Origin of the sequence: Nitratidesulfovibrio sp. SRB-5 (assembly GCF_019931275.1) — a bacterium.
Lineage (GTDB): Bacteria > Desulfobacterota > Desulfovibrionia > Desulfovibrionales > Desulfovibrionaceae > Cupidesulfovibrio.
In genome coordinates this window covers 1,261,096-1,277,567 of the sequence record NZ_JAIOTY010000002.1, presented here as the reverse complement: position 1 = coordinate 1,277,567, position 16,472 = coordinate 1,261,096, and the positions used below count along the sequence as shown (strand labels likewise).

Genomic DNA, 16,472 nt, shown 5'->3' with positions numbered 1-16,472 from the left:
GTGGGCGGCCAGTGCGCCGCCCGCACCAGACATCTAGCCACCCGCGCGCCTTCCTGCTAACGACATGGAGACAAGATATATCGAGAATACGCCAAACCGTGGTATTCCCGTACCGACTATGCCTGTCCGCATGGACTGCCGACTGCCCGACTGGCCGACTGCCCTAGTGTCGACAGTCCGGACGCGCACTGGCCTCAAACCATCACCAGACAGACTCCAGGCCGACCGGGAACCGACCCAACCGACCGGTACCGACGGAGGACCACCGCATGACCATCCCCCGCGCCATACCGGACATTGCCGCCTTGCCCCGCCCCGTGTTCGCCAGGGCGGAATCGCTGTCCGCCGGATCATGGACGCATCCGCACAGCCACGACTGGGTGCAGTTCAGCTACGCCGTGCGCGGGGTGCTGGAAATACGCGCCCGCCAGGGCAGCCACATGGCCCCGCCGCAGCGGGCCATCTGGATACCGGCAGGACTGCCGCACGAGGTGATGACCAGCGGGCCTGCCCAGCAGCGCAGCCTGTACATCGACCCAGCCGCGCTGGCCCCGCTGTGGGGCACCGCGCCCACCCGTTGCCGGGTGGTGGAGGTGACGCCGCTGGCCCGCGAACTGGTTCTGGCCTTCACGCAACTGCCCAGGGATTATGACGAGCACGGCGCGCAAGGGCGGCTGGTGGGGGTGCTGCTGGATGAACTGGTGGCCCTGCAGGAGGCCGGGCTGTCGTTGCCGCTACCCGCCGATGCCCGGCTGGCCGCCCTGTGCGAGGCCATGCTGGACGCCCCCGGCGAAGACCATTCGCTGCCGCGCCTGGCCGCGCGGGCGGGCATGAGCGACCGCACCCTGACCAGGTTGTTCCGGGCCGAAACGGGACTTTCGCTGCGCGAATGGCGCCAGCGGGCGCGCATGCTGGCCGCCCTGCCGGAACTGGAGCGCGGGCACGGGGTTACCGCCGTGGCGCTGGAGATGGGCTATGACTCCACCTCTGCCTTCATCGCCGCCTTTCGCCAGTTGATGGGACGTACACCGGGGGAATTCTTCAGCCCTGCGGCGCGGGAATAGTCGCGCCCGCCCTCTTTTCTCACATGTCCCCTGTCTCGCAGGTCTCCTGTCTCGCAGGTCCCTTGTCCCGCAGGTCCCTCCCCGCTCCATCCTGACTACGCGAACCTGTCGGGAGCAGTTGCCCTTTCCCGACGGCCTTGCGCTTGCTCGCAAACCGGCCCGCACTCCTCACGAGATGCGGGCCGCTTCACGTACTGCCCTTCTCCTGCCAAGCCTGTTCAGGCCAACGCGCCTCAGCGCAGTCCGGCACCATGCCGGTCGTCACAAGCACAATGCGCGCGAAACCTTGGCACCACCCCGGCCAAGCTACCCTTCCTCCGCGCCTTCATACGGCCCGAGGAATCTTTCACCGTTAAAATGGATAAGATGGGACGGGGCATCGGCAACCCATACCTCCGTCTCCCACGCTATCTCACCAAGATACCGCCCCATTGTTGCTCGGTCAGGGAACGCCGTCACGTACACCAAGCCTGCGTCGGCGTCTTTAAACAGCGCCGCCAACTCGGCATGGCGCTTACCATCCACGGGGCCGTGGCTCGTGACGGCCTCTACCAGCAGAAGCCACCCCTTCTTGCCATAGTACAACACCACGTCGGGCATCTTGCCGTGCGAATCCACGGCAACGCCCAGCCGTTCCAGCAACTCCTGATTGAAATACCCCCACTTATCGCCGGTGTCTCCGGCGTAGACCAGTTCACTGCCGGGTGCGAAGCGCGGCGCGAACTGCTCCACGATGTCGCGGATCAATGCGCTATGGTCACCTGGGCTCAACGCAATCTCCTGCCCCTCGGCAATCTTCAGCGGAATCAGCGCTTGGTCACGCTCCTTGGCATACTTCGCCGCCAACGTCCCATGGGTCGCCAGATACGCATTCAGCGCCTCGCCCCACGCGCTCGTTCCGTGGGCTTGAAGCAGACTCAGCGCCTCGGGGGATATCTGATAGACAGCATGGGGGCTGTTCACAGGGCGGGCGGGGTTATCCGGGTTGTAAAGCGCAAGCCCGGCTTCCACAAACTGGTGCATGGTCTGACGGCGGAACGTCTCGCGGGTATTGGGGGCGTAGTCCCTGTCATAGTAAGTCCGCGCCCAATCCATGATCGGCGTAATGCCCATGAGCGGGCTTTCCGCATCAGCCCAGCCTTTGGCCGGGGTAAGGTTCAGAAGAGCCAACAGGCACAGCGCGGAGCGTTCGTTCTGTTGAGCACGGGGAAAGCCGAGGTCGATCAGTATCCGACCGGCTGCGGCCAGGTGCTCTTCTTTACTCGGCATGGGTCAACGCCTCCAGTTGCGTGTCGATCATTTCCTGCGTCAGTTCGCCGCGCCCCATCGCCCACGTGCCCAGCGCCGACAGCGCGGCCCGGCTGGGGTATTGCATGCGCTTCAGGTCTGTGGCGTTCACCTGCGTGTGCCCGCTTGACCGGCGAAAATTTTCATCAACCGCCGTGGAATTCAGGTAGACCGCAAGCCCGTGGGCAAGCTCCGGCGGCAGGCCCCGCTTATCCTCGTGGTACACGTTCAGGTGGTTTTCAAGACCCAGCACTTCCGCACCGGGAAACGCATCGGGCCTGACCACGCTGGCCATGATGCGCCGCCGCTCTTCCTTGGACGAAAAGCGGCGGACCACGCAGTAGAACCCGTTGGGGTACAGCCACTTTTCCGTCTCGCCGTTGCGCAGAATGGCGTTGGGCTTCTTGCTGCCTTCTTTCGGCCATTCCAGGCGGCCTTCCCTGAAATGCACGGGGTAAAGCAGCGGCACCGTGCCCTCGCCTGGCTTTTCGCGCAGATGTGCCGCAAGGCGGAAATCGACCACGGGGCCTGTTGAAACGCCGATGCCCAGATCCTTCAGCGAGAACCGGATCGCGCCCATCTCTTCCAGCGCACTGGGGCCAGGGGCCGTGGGCACATGTATGAAACGCTCCGGGTCGCCGGACTGCACGATCTCCGCAAAGGGGTACGCGTGTTCAACAAGGTCTGCGAAGCTGGCGTCCGTCGAAGTGGACACCACGACATCCCCCTGCTCCCCGGCCCGTTCCAGCAGGATGATGATGTTCTCCTGCAGCACCTCGTCGTCCTTGAAAGCCCGGTTGCGCGACTCGAACAGGTGCATGCGCTTCAGCGCCGCGCGCGACAGCAGAAATTCGCGGAATGGCCGGTAGTAGGGGCCGTTGCAGAAGCTGCGGGGCAGAATGGCCACCAAGTGCCCGCCGGGGGCCATCAACTCCAACGACAGGGCAACGAACGCAGAGTACTGGTTGACCGTCTCCACACCGACACGGCGTAGTGCCTGACGGTGCGGGGAGTTGCTGTTGATCTTCTTGTACGGCGGATTGAGGATGGCATGCGTGAAGGCCCCCGCCCCGTTCTGGCATTTGGCGGAGGCCTGGGCGATGAAGTCGGCGGCGAGCACTTCGGCGGTAACGCCGCGCGCGGCATAGGCCCCAAGGTGCTGGGCAAGGTGGTAGCGCAGCGTGGCGTCAATCTCGTAGGCCGTGACGGCCACGGAGGTAAAGTCAAACCCGCCCGCTACCCAGCGGTCCAGAAAAGCGCATGACAACGCCCCCACCCCGGCCCCAGCATCAAGCAGACGGCAGCCCCCACCAGCGGCAGGAAACAGCGAGGCCATGAAACGGGCCACGCTCTGGGGCGTCATGAACTGCCCCAGGGCAGATTTTCGCGCCGGGGCGATGCGGGGCGACAGCGCACGGCGCACGCCGTCGGCGCACTCAAGAACAGGCAACATTCGTTTCCCTTGGAAAAAGCCCACGTTGAGACCAAAAGAAAAACCGCCCCGGACAACGACAAGCAGCAGGATGGATTCAGGGCTTTTGCTAACAGTCGGCTGGACGCGACGCAAGAACCCGCACGACGGGACGCCCCATCCCGCCCCGCGCACAGTTCGGGTTTTCTGCAAACAGGACAGGGCGGCAGGTTGTCCCGCCGCCCTGTATCGGATGTGTTGTGAGATGACCGTCTGTTCATTTTTTTCCGGCTATGTGCAGCCGGGCAACGAACAGACCGAGTGTTGCACCTAGTCCTGCGCCCAGGCCTTGGCCCGCTCAACCGCCCGCTGCCAGTCGTACACCAGCTTTTCGCGGGTTTCAGCGGACATGTTGGGTTCAAAGCGGCGGTCAAGCTGCCACATGGCCTCGATTTCCTCTTCGCTCTTCCAGAAGCCCACGGCCAGACCGGCAAGGTACGCCGCGCCAAGCGCCGTGGTTTCCGTCACCTTGGGACGTTCCACCGGCACGCCCAGCACGTCGGCCTGGAACTGCATCAGCAGGTTGTTGCGGGTGGCGCCGCCGTCGGCGCGCAGGGCCGCCAGCTTGATGCCCGCGTCCTTCTGCATGCAATCCATGATGTCCAGGGTTTGCAGGGCGATGGATTCCAGCGCGGCGCGCGCGATGTGGGCCTTGGTGGAGCCGCGGGTGATGCCCACCATGGTACCGCGCGCGTACTGGTCCCAATGGGGCGCGCCAAGGCCAGCAAAGGCGGGCACCAGGTACACGCCGCCGTTGTCCGGCACGCTCAGGGCCAGCTGTTCCACCTCGGGGGCGTCCTTGATGATGCCAAGGCCGTCGCGCAGCCACTGCACCACCGCACCGGCGATGAATACGCTGCCTTCAAGGGCGAAGTAGCGCCCCGAAGGCGTGGCCCAGGCCATGGTGGTCAGCAGGTTGTTCTTGCTGGCGTGCACTTCCTTGCCGGTGTTCATGAGCATGAAGCAGCCGGTGCCGTAGGTGTTCTTGGCCATGCCCGGCTTCAGGCAGGCGTTGCCGTAGGTGGCGGCCTGCTGGTCGCCCGCGTTGCCGGCAATGGGAATGGCCTTGCCCAGGAACTCCGGATGGATGTCGCCCACCACTTCGGACGAGCGGGTCACCGTGGGCAGCATGGAGCGCGGCACGCCCAGGATGCCCAGCAGTTCGTCGTCCCACTGGCCGGTGTTGATGTTGAACAGCAGGGTGCGGCTGGCGTTGGATTCGTCGGTGGCGTGCACCTTGCCCTTGGTCAGGTTCCAGATGAGCCAGGTGTCGATGGTGCCGAACAGCAGTTCGCCCTTTTCGGCCTTGGCGCGGGCGCCGGGCACGTTTTCAAGGATCCAGCGCACCTTGGTGCCGGAGAAGTAGGCGTCAAGCACAAGGCCGGTCTTCTGGCGGAAGGTGTCGGCCAGGCCGCGCGCCTTCAGTTCGTCGCAGAAGCCCGCCGTGCGGCGGTCCTGCCACACGATGGCGTTGTACACCGGCGCGCCGCTGGCCTTGTCCCAGACCACCGTGGTTTCGCGCTGGTTGGTGATGCCCGCGGCCACCACCTGAGAACCATCAATGCCCGCCTGCTTCAGGCAGTCGCGCATGACCCACGATTCGGTGTCGAATATCTCGTTGGCGTTATGTTCCACCCAGCCCGGCTGCGGGTAGATCTGGGTGAATTCCTTCTGGGAAATCTGGATGATGTCGCCTTCGCGCGAGAAGAGGATGGCGCGAGAACTGGTGGTGCCCTGGTCAAGTGCGAGAACGTACTTGGTCATGTCGTGCTACTCCCTGGGTTGGGGGATTGCGGCACGGGCGGCGGGAATGCGTCCCGGCCGCCCGCCGGGAACACTTTCAACGAATGCAAACCGGTTTTTTTGTCCGCCTGCAAGGCAACTGTCTGGCATGCGCAAAAAAGACGGCTTGCACCACCATCAGGCAGACTGGGCCTTGTGCACTGCGCCCGTGGTCCAATCGTAGATGAACGCGCCAAGCGGGCCGCCGATGAGCGGGCCGACGATGGGCACCAGCACGATGCCGGGTTCCATCAGGTTGGGCTGGGTGAAGCCCGCCACCAGGGCGAAGAAGCGCGGACCGAAATCGCGCGCGGGGTTGATGGCGTACCCGTGCATGGCGCCAAGGCTCATGCCGATGGCCACCACCAGCAGCGCCACCAGGATGCCGCCGATCCAGCCGATGTTGTTCTTGCTCGCGAAGTCGCCGATGGCGAGGATGCCGAACATCAGCGCCGCGGTGCCGATGATCTGGTCGATGAAGCCCGGCAGGTAGGAGGTGGTGATGGCCGGGAAGGTGCAGAAGATGCCTGCGGTGCTGGCCAGTTGCGGATCGACGCCGACCCACTTGGCGTGGAAGTCGATGAACACGATGGCCGCCCCGGCAAAGCCGCCCGCCACCTGCGCGGCGGAGTACGGCAGCACCTTTTTCCAGGGGAAGCGACCGGTGGCCGCCAGCGCCACGGTGACGGCGGGGTTGATGTGCGCGCCCGAGGGCAGGCCGGCCATGATGCCCAGCAGCACGGCGAGACCCCAGCCGAAGGTGATGTTGTCCCAGGTAATGTTCAGGCCCTTGCCGAAAAGCACGGTCATGGCCACGTTGCCAGCACCGAAGATGATAAGGACCATGGTACCCATGAATTCGGACACCATTTCCCGTCCCAGCGAAAGTTCCTTCATAGAATCCTCCTGATGGTACACCCTCTCTTGGATGCGCGGAGCACCCTGCGTTCTCCGCGCGGTGATCGGCACCCTTGCGGGTGCGCATCCCGCCTCGTCCATCCGTGAAGTCCGATGTCGAGGATGTCGGGCGAGTTGGGGGCCTGGGAGTTGCGTCCCTCCTTGCGACACGCCGGGTCTGCACCAACCCGGTGAATCCGTTGACGGTTCAAATCCCGCTTGCGCGGCGGGGCGGGCCCCTCGTGCCATGTTCCGGACAACCGCCCGGAAATTCCGCCTGGCATGGCACGGTGACTGTCCCGTGGCGACCCGTGCGCCGCACGCATCAACCGAAGCGCGGGGCGGGCAGGGTTCATCCCTTCTCCCGCCCCGCGTGGCAAACCTTAATCCCTGGGCGCGCGCCACCCCGAAAGATACGTTTCGAGGTATTGCAGTTCCGCGTCGGTCCGGGCTGCATCCCAGCCGAGTTCGGCGGCCATGATCCGGGCAACGCCCGGCGCGGCCTGAAGCGTGTGCTCCACGTCCAGCAGGCCCATGGGCAGGCGGCGCACCAGCACGTCCACCAGGCGCATGGCCATTTCGTTGCGCACGATGAAGGCAACCTCTGCCATGATGTGCGTGTGGTCGGGGTGCACGCGGTCGCCCAGGTTCTCGTCGCGGGCGATGGTCAGCACCTGCCCCGTCTCGTCGCCGTAGGTACCGTGCAGCGCCTTGGCCAGTTCCACCGGCACGCCGTATTCGCGCGCGATTTCGGTGTACCCGCCGGGGATGAACCCGCGCGCGCCGACAACCTTCAGATGGCGGGTCACGCAGGGGCGCGTCAGGTTCAGGCCGAAGGCCACGTCGGCGCGGTCCACGGTGTCCTGGGCCATCATGCGGTAGCTGGTCCACTTGCCGCCCGCGATGGTCAGCAGCCCGGCGGGCGAAACCTCGATGACGTGGGTGCGGGCCAGTTCCTGGGTACTGCCCTTGCCGGGCGCGAACACCAGCGGCCGCAGCCCGCTCCACACCGCGCGCACGTCGCCGCGCGTGACGGGGCGCGACAGGTACTTGCTGGCGTAACGCAGCAGGTAGTCGATGTCGGCCACGTCGGGCACGGGGTCGTGCTCGGGGTTGGCGTGCTCGTCGGTGGTGCCGAAGACCACGTGGTTCTGCCACGGAATCATGAACAGCACGCGACCGTCTTCGGTCTTGGGAATCATCAGCGAAAGGTCCGGCGGGGTGAAGCCCGCCTCAAGCACGATGTGGATGCCCGAGCTGACCTTGAGGATTTCATCCGCGCCGGGGTCGTCCATGCGACGCACGGTGTCGGCCATGGGGCCGGTGGCGTTGATGATGCCCCTGGCGCGCAGGGTCCACGTTTCGCCGGTCAGCATGTCGCGCAGTTCCGCGCCGCGCAGCCGCCCGCCTTCCTTGATCAGGTGGGTGACTTCCACGTGGTTGCAGCAGGTGGCACCGTGGGCGTTGGCGGTGCGGGCCAGGGCCACGGCCATGCGCGCATCGTTGAACTGGCCGTCCCAGTAAGTGACGGCGGCCTTGTAGTCACCCATGCGCAGGGTGGGGAACATGCGTTCCGCCGCCCGCTTGCCCACGAACTTGCTGTGGCCGAGGCCAAGGCGCCCGGCCAGCAGGTCGTACAGGGTAAGCCCGGCAAACATGTAACCCGCGTCCTTCCAGGTGGGCACGGGCGTCAGCAGGCGCACCGCATGGGCCAGATGGGGGGCGTTGGCCAGCAGAAAGCCGCGTTCGCGCAGGCCTTCACGCACCAGGCCGAACTGTTCGCGGTCGCATTGCAGCACCGCCTTTTCCAGGTAGCGCACCCCGCCGTGCACCAGTTTGGTGCTGCGGCTGCTGGTGCCCTGCGCGAAATCGGCCCGATCGACCAGCGCGACGTCCAGCCCGCGCGTTGCCGCATCCACGGCCACGCCGCAACCGGTAGCCCCGCCGCCGATCACCAGTAGATCGAATTCGCGACCGGACTTCAGTCGTTCCAGCAACCCTGACCTGTTCATGCATCTCCTCCATGTTCCCGATCGAGCAGGCGCACCGCAGTGCTTTCGTCCGTGACCAGCACGTTGACGAAGCCGCCGGTAAGCGCCGCCCTTATGATCGCAGTCTTGTTCTCGCCGCCGGCGGCGGCGATGGTCATCGGTATGGAGCGCACCTCGTCGAGGCTTGGCCCCATGAAGCAGGCGTTCATGGGGTGTTCGACGGGCACGCCCGAAGCGTCGACGAAGGTGCCGAACACCTCGCCGACGGCCGTGGTGCGCTGCAACGAGCGCACGTCATCCTGGGTTATGGCGCCGAGCACCACGTTGGTGGCGTCGGTGGCAAGCTGGCCAATGCCGATGAGCGCCACGTCCACCCGCACCGCCCGCGCGTACACGGAGCGGAACAGCTCCTGCGACTTCAGCAGGCGGCACGATTCCGGGCTGGGGGCGAACATGGGCGCGGCAATGTAGTAGGTCTGCGAGGCGCACAGGCGCCGCGCGAACGTTGCCACGATTTCATACGGATTGATCACCACGCTGTAGGGCAGGCCGCCGTACAGCGAAACCACGGTAAGCCCCTGCGCGGGCTTGCGCGGCACGGCGGTGGCGGCGGCGGCAACGGTGGTGCCCCAACCGAGGCCCAGCGACGAACCGTCGCGCAGCACCCCGGAAAGGTACTGGGCGGCGGCGTGGCCAAGATTGCGGTTGAGCGATTTCTGCGAAGGTGGAGTGGGTATGACCACGGCGCGGCGCAGGCCGAAGGTGGCCTCCATGCGGCGCTCGTGCTCGTAGCAGACGGCCCGGTCGGCGTTGACCAGAATCTGCACGTAGCCTTCGTCGCGGCAGACCTGAAGCAGCCTGTTGACGCGTACCCGGCTGATGCCCAGCCAGTCGGCCACGTCGGACTGGGTCATGCCCTCGACGTAATAGGCCCACGCAATACGGCTGAGCAGCGCGCGTTCCATGGGGTCGTGCATCATCTGCGTCTCCTGCCGCGCACGGCGACGGAAGGTGGTACCGCAAACCATGCGCGCGTTCCCTGTTGCTGGCCCGCAAGCGGTGCGAAACACCGGCTTGCGTCATGGCGCGCGGCCTGCCCGGCACTTTTGTTCACAGAACGTACATATGTCACCTTTCTGCGGCATGGCAACAAAAATCTTGGAACGACGCACAGTATTTTTTTGAAGCAAGAGATAAAATCTCATGCTTTTCCAAATGGTAACACACACCACGCCAACGCCCCGCAAGTGCACCCACTCTTGTTTTCGAATGCTTCCACGACGTTGGCGCGAAACCACAAAAAATCCCGGAGGCTCCAGGGAGCCGCCGGGGAAGGAAATGCGAAGGGGCCGCCGCAAGGCGACCCCGGAAACTCGATGCTGCGGGCCAGATACCGTCGCGCCTAGAACGGCACGTCGTCCATGCCGCTGGCTTCGGAAGGGAAGGCCGGTCCGAGGTCGTCGTCCATGCCGCCGTAGGGATCGCCCTGCGGGGCCTGACGGCGCTGGCCGCCCTGCCCGCCCTGACCACCTTGACCACCCTGACCGCCGCCCTGCCCACCCGAGGGCTGCTGGTAGGACCGGCGGGGAGCGCCGCCGCCTTCGGCGGGCTGGGCGCCCGCGCCTTCGCCGCGCCGGTCAAGGAACTGGACGCGCTGGGCCTTGATTTCGGTGGAGTAGCGGTCCTGGCCGTTCTGGTCCTGCCACTTGCGGGTTTGCAGGCTGCCTTCGACAAAGACAAGGCTGCCCTTGCCGAGGTAGTTGGCGCAGTTTTCCGCCGCGCGCTGAAAAACCACCACGGTGTGCCACTCCACGCGGTCGACCTTGTTGCCGTCGCGGTCGGTGTACGATTCGTCGGTGGCGATGCGCAGGTTGGCGATGGGGGTGCCGTTCTGGGCGTAGCGCAGTTCGGGGTCGCGGCCGAGACGTCCTATGATCATGACCTTGTTGAGCATGCGTATTTCCTTGCGATGGTCTGCTTTGTATGCGTGGGGGTGGGACGGCGTTCGCCATCCCTATGGGGTGATACCGTGGGATGCATTTTGTCGCAACCGTGATGCGCGGCGAAGGCGGGCCTTGGTCATCATCTGCCCTGCCCGAGCGGGGCCGCACACCAGCCTGAATGCTTGCGACTCTCCCCTGCCTGTCCCCTACCCCCAACCAAAAAGTTTGTGGGAGGGGAAGGGGTCGGGGGAAGGGGAGGACACTTTTCAAAGTGTCCTCCCCTTCCCCCGTTATCTCTTCCGCCTTTCCTCTTCAAAAGGTGGCGGCCCTATCTCTACTTCGCCTTCACCAGCGCCTTTTCGGCCTGGTCCAGGGCTTCTTCCAGTTCATCGGTGATGCGGTTGGCGGTGCGGGCGTCCCATTCGGCAAGGGCGGCGTCCAGCTTGTCGCGCAGGGCCACGATGGCGGGCACGCGGTCGGCCAGGGCATCGCGCACGGGGGCATCCCACCCGGCAAAGCGCAGCCCGTCGTCAAGGGCCTGCACCAGTTCCAGCACGCCGCGCCGGTCTGCGGGGCCCAGCATCTGTCCGGCCACGGGCCGGACAAAGGGTTCGGGCCAGACAAGGGCCACCAGCAGCGGCCAGGCCTTTTCCACGTCCTCGTCGCGGTAGGTGGAAGCCCACACGCGCACCTGCAACACCTTGCCCATGGCTTACTCCCGTTCTTCCCACTCGGTCTGCACGCGGGCAACCACGTCCTCGATGAGCGACAGCTGGTCCGGCGGGCACACGCCGATGAGGGGCTGGCCCGCATCCACGTTTTCGTTGTGCTGGAAGTACACGGCGTAGATGACGCCGCTGGGGCCGGAATAGGCCAGCGAGGCCTCGCGCTTCATGCGCGACATGATGAACAGGTCCATGCCCTCGTGCAGCGAGACGGAGCTGGCGCCGGAGGCCTTGACCTTCTTGTCCACGTCGGGCGCGAAGTAGTACTTGGCGCGTTCCGGCGCGACAAAGAGGTGCAGGGCCTTCTTGAGGATGATGGCCAGCACCTCGTCCTTGGACAGGAAGTGGCGCAGCCGCACGAGGGGGGTGCCCGCCTCGACGAAGGCGCCTTCCAGGTGCCGCAGCACTTCCTTGACCTCGCCCTTTTCCACGGCGTGGATGGGCTTCTGGTTGCGCTCGCGCTCGATGGTGGCGAGCAGCGTGCCCTTCTTTTCCTTCCACGTGCCGGAAGGCCCGATGACCCGGGTGCCTTCGCGCACGTCGGCGAACGTGACCACGCCGGTATGCGGCGCGGTGACGACGATCTCCTCGTAGGGAGACGCCTTTATCTCATCCAGCAATTGCGTGATGTCGAACACTGTCTCACCTGTTCCTTGCCGTGGCGCGGGCTACCGGTAGTAGAGGTTGCGGCCGCCCATGGTCAGAAGGGCCTGCTTCAGGTTCATGCGCGCGTCGCGGCGGTCCCAGATGCCCTGGATGTGCCCGCGCGACAGGGCGCGATAGGCCCGGTGGTAGTCCGGCGGGATGTCCACGCCCGTGGTCTCCTTGATGACGCCCGGCCCGGCGAAGCCGATGTTGGCCGAACGGATGGAGAACTGGTAGGGCGAGCAGCCGAGGAAGCTGGCCAGCGGCCCGGCGTACGAGTTGGTGTCGTACAGCACGAGGTACAGGCCACCGGCCTCGATGTAGCGGCGCACGGCCATGGTGCAGCGGGGCATCTGGATGACGCCGTTGGTGCCTTCCTGGATGCGGATGCCCGCGGTGCCGTGCACGTAGGCCAGGAAGGGGTAGCGCTTCTTCTTGGCGCGCTCGGCGGCCTGGACGAACTTTTCGCCCTCTGCCGCACCCACGGAGCCGCCCCGGAACGGGGCAACCAGCATGGCCACCACCAGCTTCACGTTGTCGATGCGCGCCTCGAAGGTGACGCAGCCGCTCTTCAGGCCGGTCTGCTTCTTGGCCTGCTCCAGCTTGACGTCGAAGCCTTCGAAACCAAGCGGGTTGCCCGCTTCGATCTCGGCGTTGAACTCGAAGATGGAGCCTTCATCGAACACGTTGTGCAGGTACCACTGGTATTCCATGGGAAAATGGTGCCCGCAGTAGGTGCACACCCCGGCGAATTCGCCGAACAGGTCGGGTGCCCACAGGTCGAGGCAGCCGTGGCTGCCCGCGTTGGGGCAGGTGATGGCGCGGTCTTCCTTGGCGCGGGGGCTGACATAGCTCCAGTTGCCGCTGCGCTGGCCTTCCTCGTCCCAGTCGGACAGGGTGGTCAGTTCGCGCTCGGTCTGCTCGCTGCTCTGGCACGCGCCGCCGGGCAGCGCGCAGGTGATCTTGCGCCACGGGGCGGCCACCTTTTCCATGAGCACCTGTGCTTCGGCCTCCACCTCTTCCATGAGGTAGGCGATCTTCTGCTGGTGCTTACGCAGCAGGTCGTACTTGAAGTAGGAGTAGATGTCCCACCAGGCGTCCCAGCCCATGTTGGACAGCTTGCGCAGCACGGGGCGCCTGTCGCGCGCGGCGTTGCGGGCCAGGCGGTTGAACTTGCGATGGCGACGGTTGACCAGCCGGTCCTTGGCGGACGACGACAGGCTCCAGCGCACGTACATGTTGTCGAGGTCCATGGTTTCGGCCTTGCCGCGGCGGCGACGCAGCACCATGGCCCGGAACGGGGCAAAGCCCTTCACGCCCAGGATCACCTCGTCCGTGGCGCGGATGATCTCCTGCCGCAGGCCCCGGAAGAAGTCGTAATGGTACGGGCGCGCGCCGAGCGGCGGTTCCGTGACCACATGGTCGATGTAGCCCATGCGCAGGTTGTCTTCCGCCGTGATGCGCAACTGCTGGGCGCACTTTTCGATCAGCTCGGGCGCGGCGCGCTGCCCGTGGCGCAGGCGGCCTTCGATGGCCGCCGCCCCTTCGGGCGAGATGACCGAATAGTACCCGTGCGAAAGCATCAGGCGCCGGTCGGAAAGGCCGATGGCCTCTGCCCCGCCGGAGCCGCCTTCCGAGAACACGGCAATGACCGGCACGCGCAGGCCCGCCATTTCGTACAGGTTGCGGGCAATCTGCTGGGCCGCGCCGGGGTAGTCCTCCACCGGGTAGGAACCGGGCGTGAAGACGTAGGTGTGGATGGGAATGCCTTCGGTTTCGGCAACCTTCATGTACTGAAGGGCCTTGGCGTTGCCCCACGGCTTCACCGAACCGCCGTTGCGGAATTCCTCTCCGTGGCCCTTTTCCTGCCCGATGACCAGAACCGGCTGGTTGATGGTCCTCTTGCCGCTGCGCCGGGTGATGTAGGCGCGGGCGATGAGCATGGAAGGATCGATGGAGTGTTCGTCCTTGCCGCCGATTTCGGTGTAGTTGTCGTAGACGTTTTCCAGGATGTCGCGCAGGCAGATGCGCTGCGGGTGCCGCACGATGCGCACCTTGTCCATGGGCGTCAGTTCGGCTTCCAGCTTGCGCTCCACGAAGTCGAACAGGTCTTCAAGGGTGGTCAGCGCGGCGTTCTCGTCGCTGATGGAGCCCTCGGACAGCCGCAGGTTGAATTCCTGCAACTTGGAATCGAGGAGCGCGATGTTCTCGTTGTGCTTTCCGCCGAACACGTCGCGGATGTAGCCCAGACGTTCGGCCAGGTGCTGCGTTCTCTTTTCGGTATCCATATGTCGCTTCCCCGCAGTTCCGGCGGGTTCGGGTAGCATGCTTGGCGGCGGACATCCGTGCGCCGGTGCCGTGGCGGACGAAGGCTGCCGCATGTCCGCCGGTGTGGGTGGCGGACGGCGATGGCCGGGGGTGCATCCGGCAGAACTGACCGTGCAGAACGTGCCTTGGGGGCTGTTTCCAAAGCGGGACTTTCGGTCGTTGGCACGATGCCGACGGGCGAAAGGCCCACGGAAGGGCAGCCCCTAGAACTTGAGGATGCGCCCGGTGTTGTCCCGCAGGAACCGGACGTTGGAACGCAGCGGCTCGCCCGCGTTGTTGGCGCCTTCCAGCACCAGCGTGTCGAGGAATTCGACGCCGCGTTCCCTGGCTTCCGCAAGATCCTTGCCCCAGATGATGGCCAGCGCCAGGTTGGGGTCGAATTCGGTGGGAATGTCGTAGGGGTCGTCGCTGGGCACGTGGGTGTGCATGGCCAGCCAGGGGCGCTCGGGCCAGCCGAAGCCGTCCACGCGGCCCACCCACGGGGTGAAGCGGTTGTCCGGGTCTTCGGCGATGAGGCGGTATTCGATGCCCACGCCTTCGAAGGTGACGTCCTCCTGCCCGTAGCCCAGCGGCTCGCCAAGGCCGATGCGGATCTGCTCGGCGATGAGGTCCACGCCCTTCTGCCCGCGCACGCGGGCGATGGTGGCCGACACGCCGTTCTCCACCTGGATGCGGGTGTTCACTTCCATCAGGAAGGGACGGCCGTCGCGGGTGACGATCCATTCCCAGGTACCCACGTTGTCGTAGCCCACCTTGCGGGCCATGGTCAGCGAGTGCTGGGTGATGTCGCGCAGCACCTGGGCGGCGTCGAAACCGTATTCGATGGACGAAGGATCGAAACCGGGAGCGATCTCGATGCGCTTCTGCAGGCCGGTGGACTGGATGGAGCAGTTGCGGGTGCCGAAATGCACGGGGTTGCGCCCGCTGCGGTCGGACACCACCTGCACTTCCAGGTGGTTGAAGTCGCGGATGCGCTGCTCGATGAGCACGCCCTCGTCCTTGAACTGGCGCAGGGCATAGTTGCGGATGCGCCGGTACACGGAGCGGAAGAGGTCGATGTCGTACACCTCTTCGATGCCCATGCCGCCGCCGCCCGCCGATGCCTTGACCAGCACCAGCGGCTTGCGGATGCCCTGCTGTTCCTGGAATTCGAACAGGCTCTGGGCCACCTTTTCCGCTTCCATCTCGTCGTAGATGGGCCGGTCGGAACCGGGCACGGTGGGCACGCCCAGGCTGCGCGCAAGGCGCTTGGTATTGATCTTGTCGCCCAGTTCGCGGATTACCCGCCACGAAGGGCCGATGAAGATGAGCTTGCGGTCACGCTGGGAAACGCGGCGGGCAAAGCGGTAGTCTTCGGCGAAAAAGCCGTAGCCCGGATGCACGGCGGTGGCGCCCGCATCGTCTGCTACGGCCATGAGTTCGTTGGCATCATGATAGGAGGAGACGCGGCAGAGGCTCTTGTCGCCGCCCAGTTCGCGGGCAATGCGCACATGGCCCGACGCGGCGTCCTCCGCCGTGTACACGCACGTGAAAGCCAGGCCCAGCTTGCGGCAGGCCTGAACGATGCGAATGGCGATTTCCCCTCTGTTCGCCACCAGCACCTTATGGTCTTTCGTCTGCACCAATGTCCCTCGATATGGTTGTTACATTTTCATGGGCCGCACGACGCCACCGCGACGACGGACCGTCGCTGGCTCTGCACGGGCACCCTCATGCCCGCGCAGGGCCGTCAGACGTCCAGTCCCGTCCCGGCGGCGCTGTCCACCGTGAACCCGGTGGAGCCTCCCGCGCCTGCGGGCGCGTCGGAAGACGCGTCGGAAGCAGCCCCGCCCTCGCGGCGCTGCCCTGCGGCCTGCGCATCACGTTTTTCGGATTCCGCCTTGCGCCGGGCGATCATCCGCTTCTGAACCTCGAGCACCAGCTTGTCCAGGCGCGCTTCCTGCCAGAAGTCCGGCGAGGCGAATTCGCACCCGACAAGGCCGCCTTCACCCAACCGCGCCACCTTGGCGGGCAGTTCGGTGATGTAGGACCTGCCCATGATCAGCAGGTCCACCCGCAGGTTCTCCCCTTCCGCAAAGGCGTGGCCGGGGGCGTGCAAGGCAATGCCCACCGCGCTCACGTTTTCCACGGGGAATGTGCCGTCCTTCCCCGCCACGCTTGCTTCAAGGCCGGGCACCGACGTGCGGTAGGCCCGGCGTTCGCCCTCTACGTCCGAGGGCAGCGTGAAATTGAAATCGTCGAATTCGTCGTGCGTCGTCATCGCCATCCCCGGCACCCCCCGGTTGTGTGCAGGCCCCCCCGCATCACGTGGCCGTCCGGCGCCACATGGACGTCCGGAG

13 protein-coding genes are annotated in these 16,472 nt (G+C 65.5%); 1 reads left to right on the top strand and 12 read right to left on the bottom strand.

The genetic code is table 11. The features are described 5' to 3' along the window. The first annotated feature begins 269 nt into the window (after nt 1-269). Nucleotides 270-1,064 carry an AraC family transcriptional regulator gene (locus tag K6142_RS12675; RefSeq protein WP_190244952.1) on the top strand — a complete coding sequence of 265 codons (795 nt, stop codon included), beginning with the start codon at nt 270-272 and terminating at the stop codon, nt 1,062-1,064. 306 nt (nt 1,065-1,370) lie between these two features. On the opposite strand, the gene K6142_RS12670 is transcribed toward K6142_RS12675, so the two are convergent. From K6142_RS12670 to K6142_RS12615, 12 genes are all read right to left on the bottom strand, one after another. Beyond that, entirely contained in the window at nt 1,371-2,333 is a 963-nt protein-coding gene (locus K6142_RS12670; RefSeq protein ID WP_190244953.1) for a BsuBI/PstI family type II restriction endonuclease, read from the bottom strand. Next, the gene (locus tag K6142_RS12665) at nt 2,323-3,804 is read right to left on the bottom strand and encodes an Eco57I restriction-modification methylase domain-containing protein (RefSeq protein WP_190244954.1); all 1,482 of its coding nucleotides are present in this window, start codon (nt 3,802-3,804) and stop codon (nt 2,323-2,325) included. Before K6142_RS12665 ends, K6142_RS12670 begins: the two co-directional genes overlap by 11 nt. A 288-nt stretch (nt 3,805-4,092) precedes the next feature. After that, the gene (glpK, locus tag K6142_RS12660; protein ID WP_190244955.1) at nt 4,093-5,586 is read right to left on the bottom strand and encodes a glycerol kinase GlpK; all 1,494 of its coding nucleotides are present in this window, start codon (nt 5,584-5,586) and stop codon (nt 4,093-4,095) included. A gap of 156 nt (nt 5,587-5,742) precedes the next feature. Further along, nucleotides 5,743-6,501 carry an MIP/aquaporin family protein gene (locus K6142_RS12655; protein ID WP_012611958.1) on the bottom strand — a complete coding sequence of 253 codons (759 nt, stop codon included), beginning with the start codon at nt 6,499-6,501 and terminating at the stop codon, nt 5,743-5,745. Between the two features lie 383 nt (nt 6,502-6,884). After that, nucleotides 6,885-8,513, bottom strand: coding sequence for a glycerol-3-phosphate dehydrogenase/oxidase (locus K6142_RS12650; protein WP_190244956.1), 1,629 nt, complete (start codon nt 8,511-8,513; stop codon nt 6,885-6,887). Beyond that, nucleotides 8,510-9,472 carry a sugar-binding transcriptional regulator gene (locus tag K6142_RS12645; protein ID WP_012611960.1) on the bottom strand — a complete coding sequence of 321 codons (963 nt, stop codon included), beginning with the start codon at nt 9,470-9,472 and terminating at the stop codon, nt 8,510-8,512. Before K6142_RS12645 ends, K6142_RS12650 begins: the two co-directional genes overlap by 4 nt. A 422-nt stretch (nt 9,473-9,894) precedes the next feature. Beyond that, nucleotides 9,895-10,446, bottom strand: a complete 552-nt coding sequence (locus tag K6142_RS12640) for a single-stranded DNA-binding protein (RefSeq protein WP_190244957.1) — start codon at nt 10,444-10,446, stop codon at nt 9,895-9,897. A 323-nt stretch (nt 10,447-10,769) separates the two neighbouring features. Continuing rightward, nucleotides 10,770-11,144: a hypothetical protein gene (locus tag K6142_RS12635; protein ID WP_190244958.1), complete on the bottom strand. Its 375-nt coding sequence runs from the start codon at nt 11,142-11,144 to the stop codon at nt 10,770-10,772. Nucleotides 11,145-11,147: 3 nt separating this feature from the next. Continuing rightward, nucleotides 11,148-11,798, bottom strand: coding sequence for a biotin attachment protein (locus K6142_RS12630; RefSeq protein ID WP_190244959.1), 651 nt, complete (start codon nt 11,796-11,798; stop codon nt 11,148-11,150). A gap of 30 nt (nt 11,799-11,828) precedes the next feature. After that, complete coding sequence (locus tag K6142_RS12625; protein ID WP_190244960.1) at nt 11,829-14,093, bottom strand: acetyl-CoA carboxylase carboxyl transferase subunit alpha/beta; 2,265 nt, start codon at nt 14,091-14,093, stop codon at nt 11,829-11,831. 243 nt (nt 14,094-14,336) lie between these two features. Beyond that, nucleotides 14,337-15,755 (bottom strand): biotin carboxylase N-terminal domain-containing protein, encoded by a 1,419-nt coding sequence (locus K6142_RS12620; RefSeq protein WP_190244961.1) that lies wholly within the window; start codon nt 15,753-15,755, stop codon nt 14,337-14,339. A 107-nt stretch (nt 15,756-15,862) separates the two neighbouring features. After that, nucleotides 15,863-16,393, bottom strand: a complete 531-nt coding sequence (locus K6142_RS12615; RefSeq protein ID WP_190244962.1) for a PilZ domain-containing protein — start codon at nt 16,391-16,393, stop codon at nt 15,863-15,865. Nucleotides 16,394-16,472: the final 79 nt, after the last annotated feature.

Bases quoted from the DNA above. Each gene is read 5' to 3' on its own strand.
- K6142_RS12635 (WP_190244958.1), bottom strand. From the start codon at position 11,144: ATGGGCAAGGTGTTGCAGGTGCGCGTGTGGGCTTCCACCTACCGCGAC.
- K6142_RS12615 (WP_190244962.1), bottom strand. From the start codon at position 16,393: ATGACGACGCACGACGAATTCGACGATTTCAATTTCACGCTGCCCTCG.
- K6142_RS12665 (WP_190244954.1), bottom strand. From the start codon at position 3,804: ATGTTGCCTGTTCTTGAGTGCGCCGACGGCGTGCGCCGTGCGCTGTCG.
- K6142_RS12640 (WP_190244957.1), bottom strand. From the start codon at position 10,446: ATGCTCAACAAGGTCATGATCATAGGACGTCTCGGCCGCGACCCCGAA.
- K6142_RS12650 (WP_190244956.1), bottom strand. From the start codon at position 8,513: ATGAACAGGTCAGGGTTGCTGGAACGACTGAAGTCCGGTCGCGAATTC.
- glpK (WP_190244955.1), bottom strand. From the start codon at position 5,586: ATGACCAAGTACGTTCTCGCACTTGACCAGGGCACCACCAGTTCTCGC.
- K6142_RS12675 (WP_190244952.1), top strand. From the start codon at position 270: ATGACCATCCCCCGCGCCATACCGGACATTGCCGCCTTGCCCCGCCCC.
- K6142_RS12655 (WP_012611958.1), bottom strand. From the start codon at position 6,501: ATGAAGGAACTTTCGCTGGGACGGGAAATGGTGTCCGAATTCATGGGT.
- K6142_RS12625 (WP_190244960.1), bottom strand. From the start codon at position 14,093: ATGGATACCGAAAAGAGAACGCAGCACCTGGCCGAACGTCTGGGCTAC.
- K6142_RS12670 (WP_190244953.1), bottom strand. From the start codon at position 2,333: ATGCCGAGTAAAGAAGAGCACCTGGCCGCAGCCGGTCGGATACTGATC.
- K6142_RS12645 (WP_012611960.1), bottom strand. From the start codon at position 9,472: ATGATGCACGACCCCATGGAACGCGCGCTGCTCAGCCGTATTGCGTGG.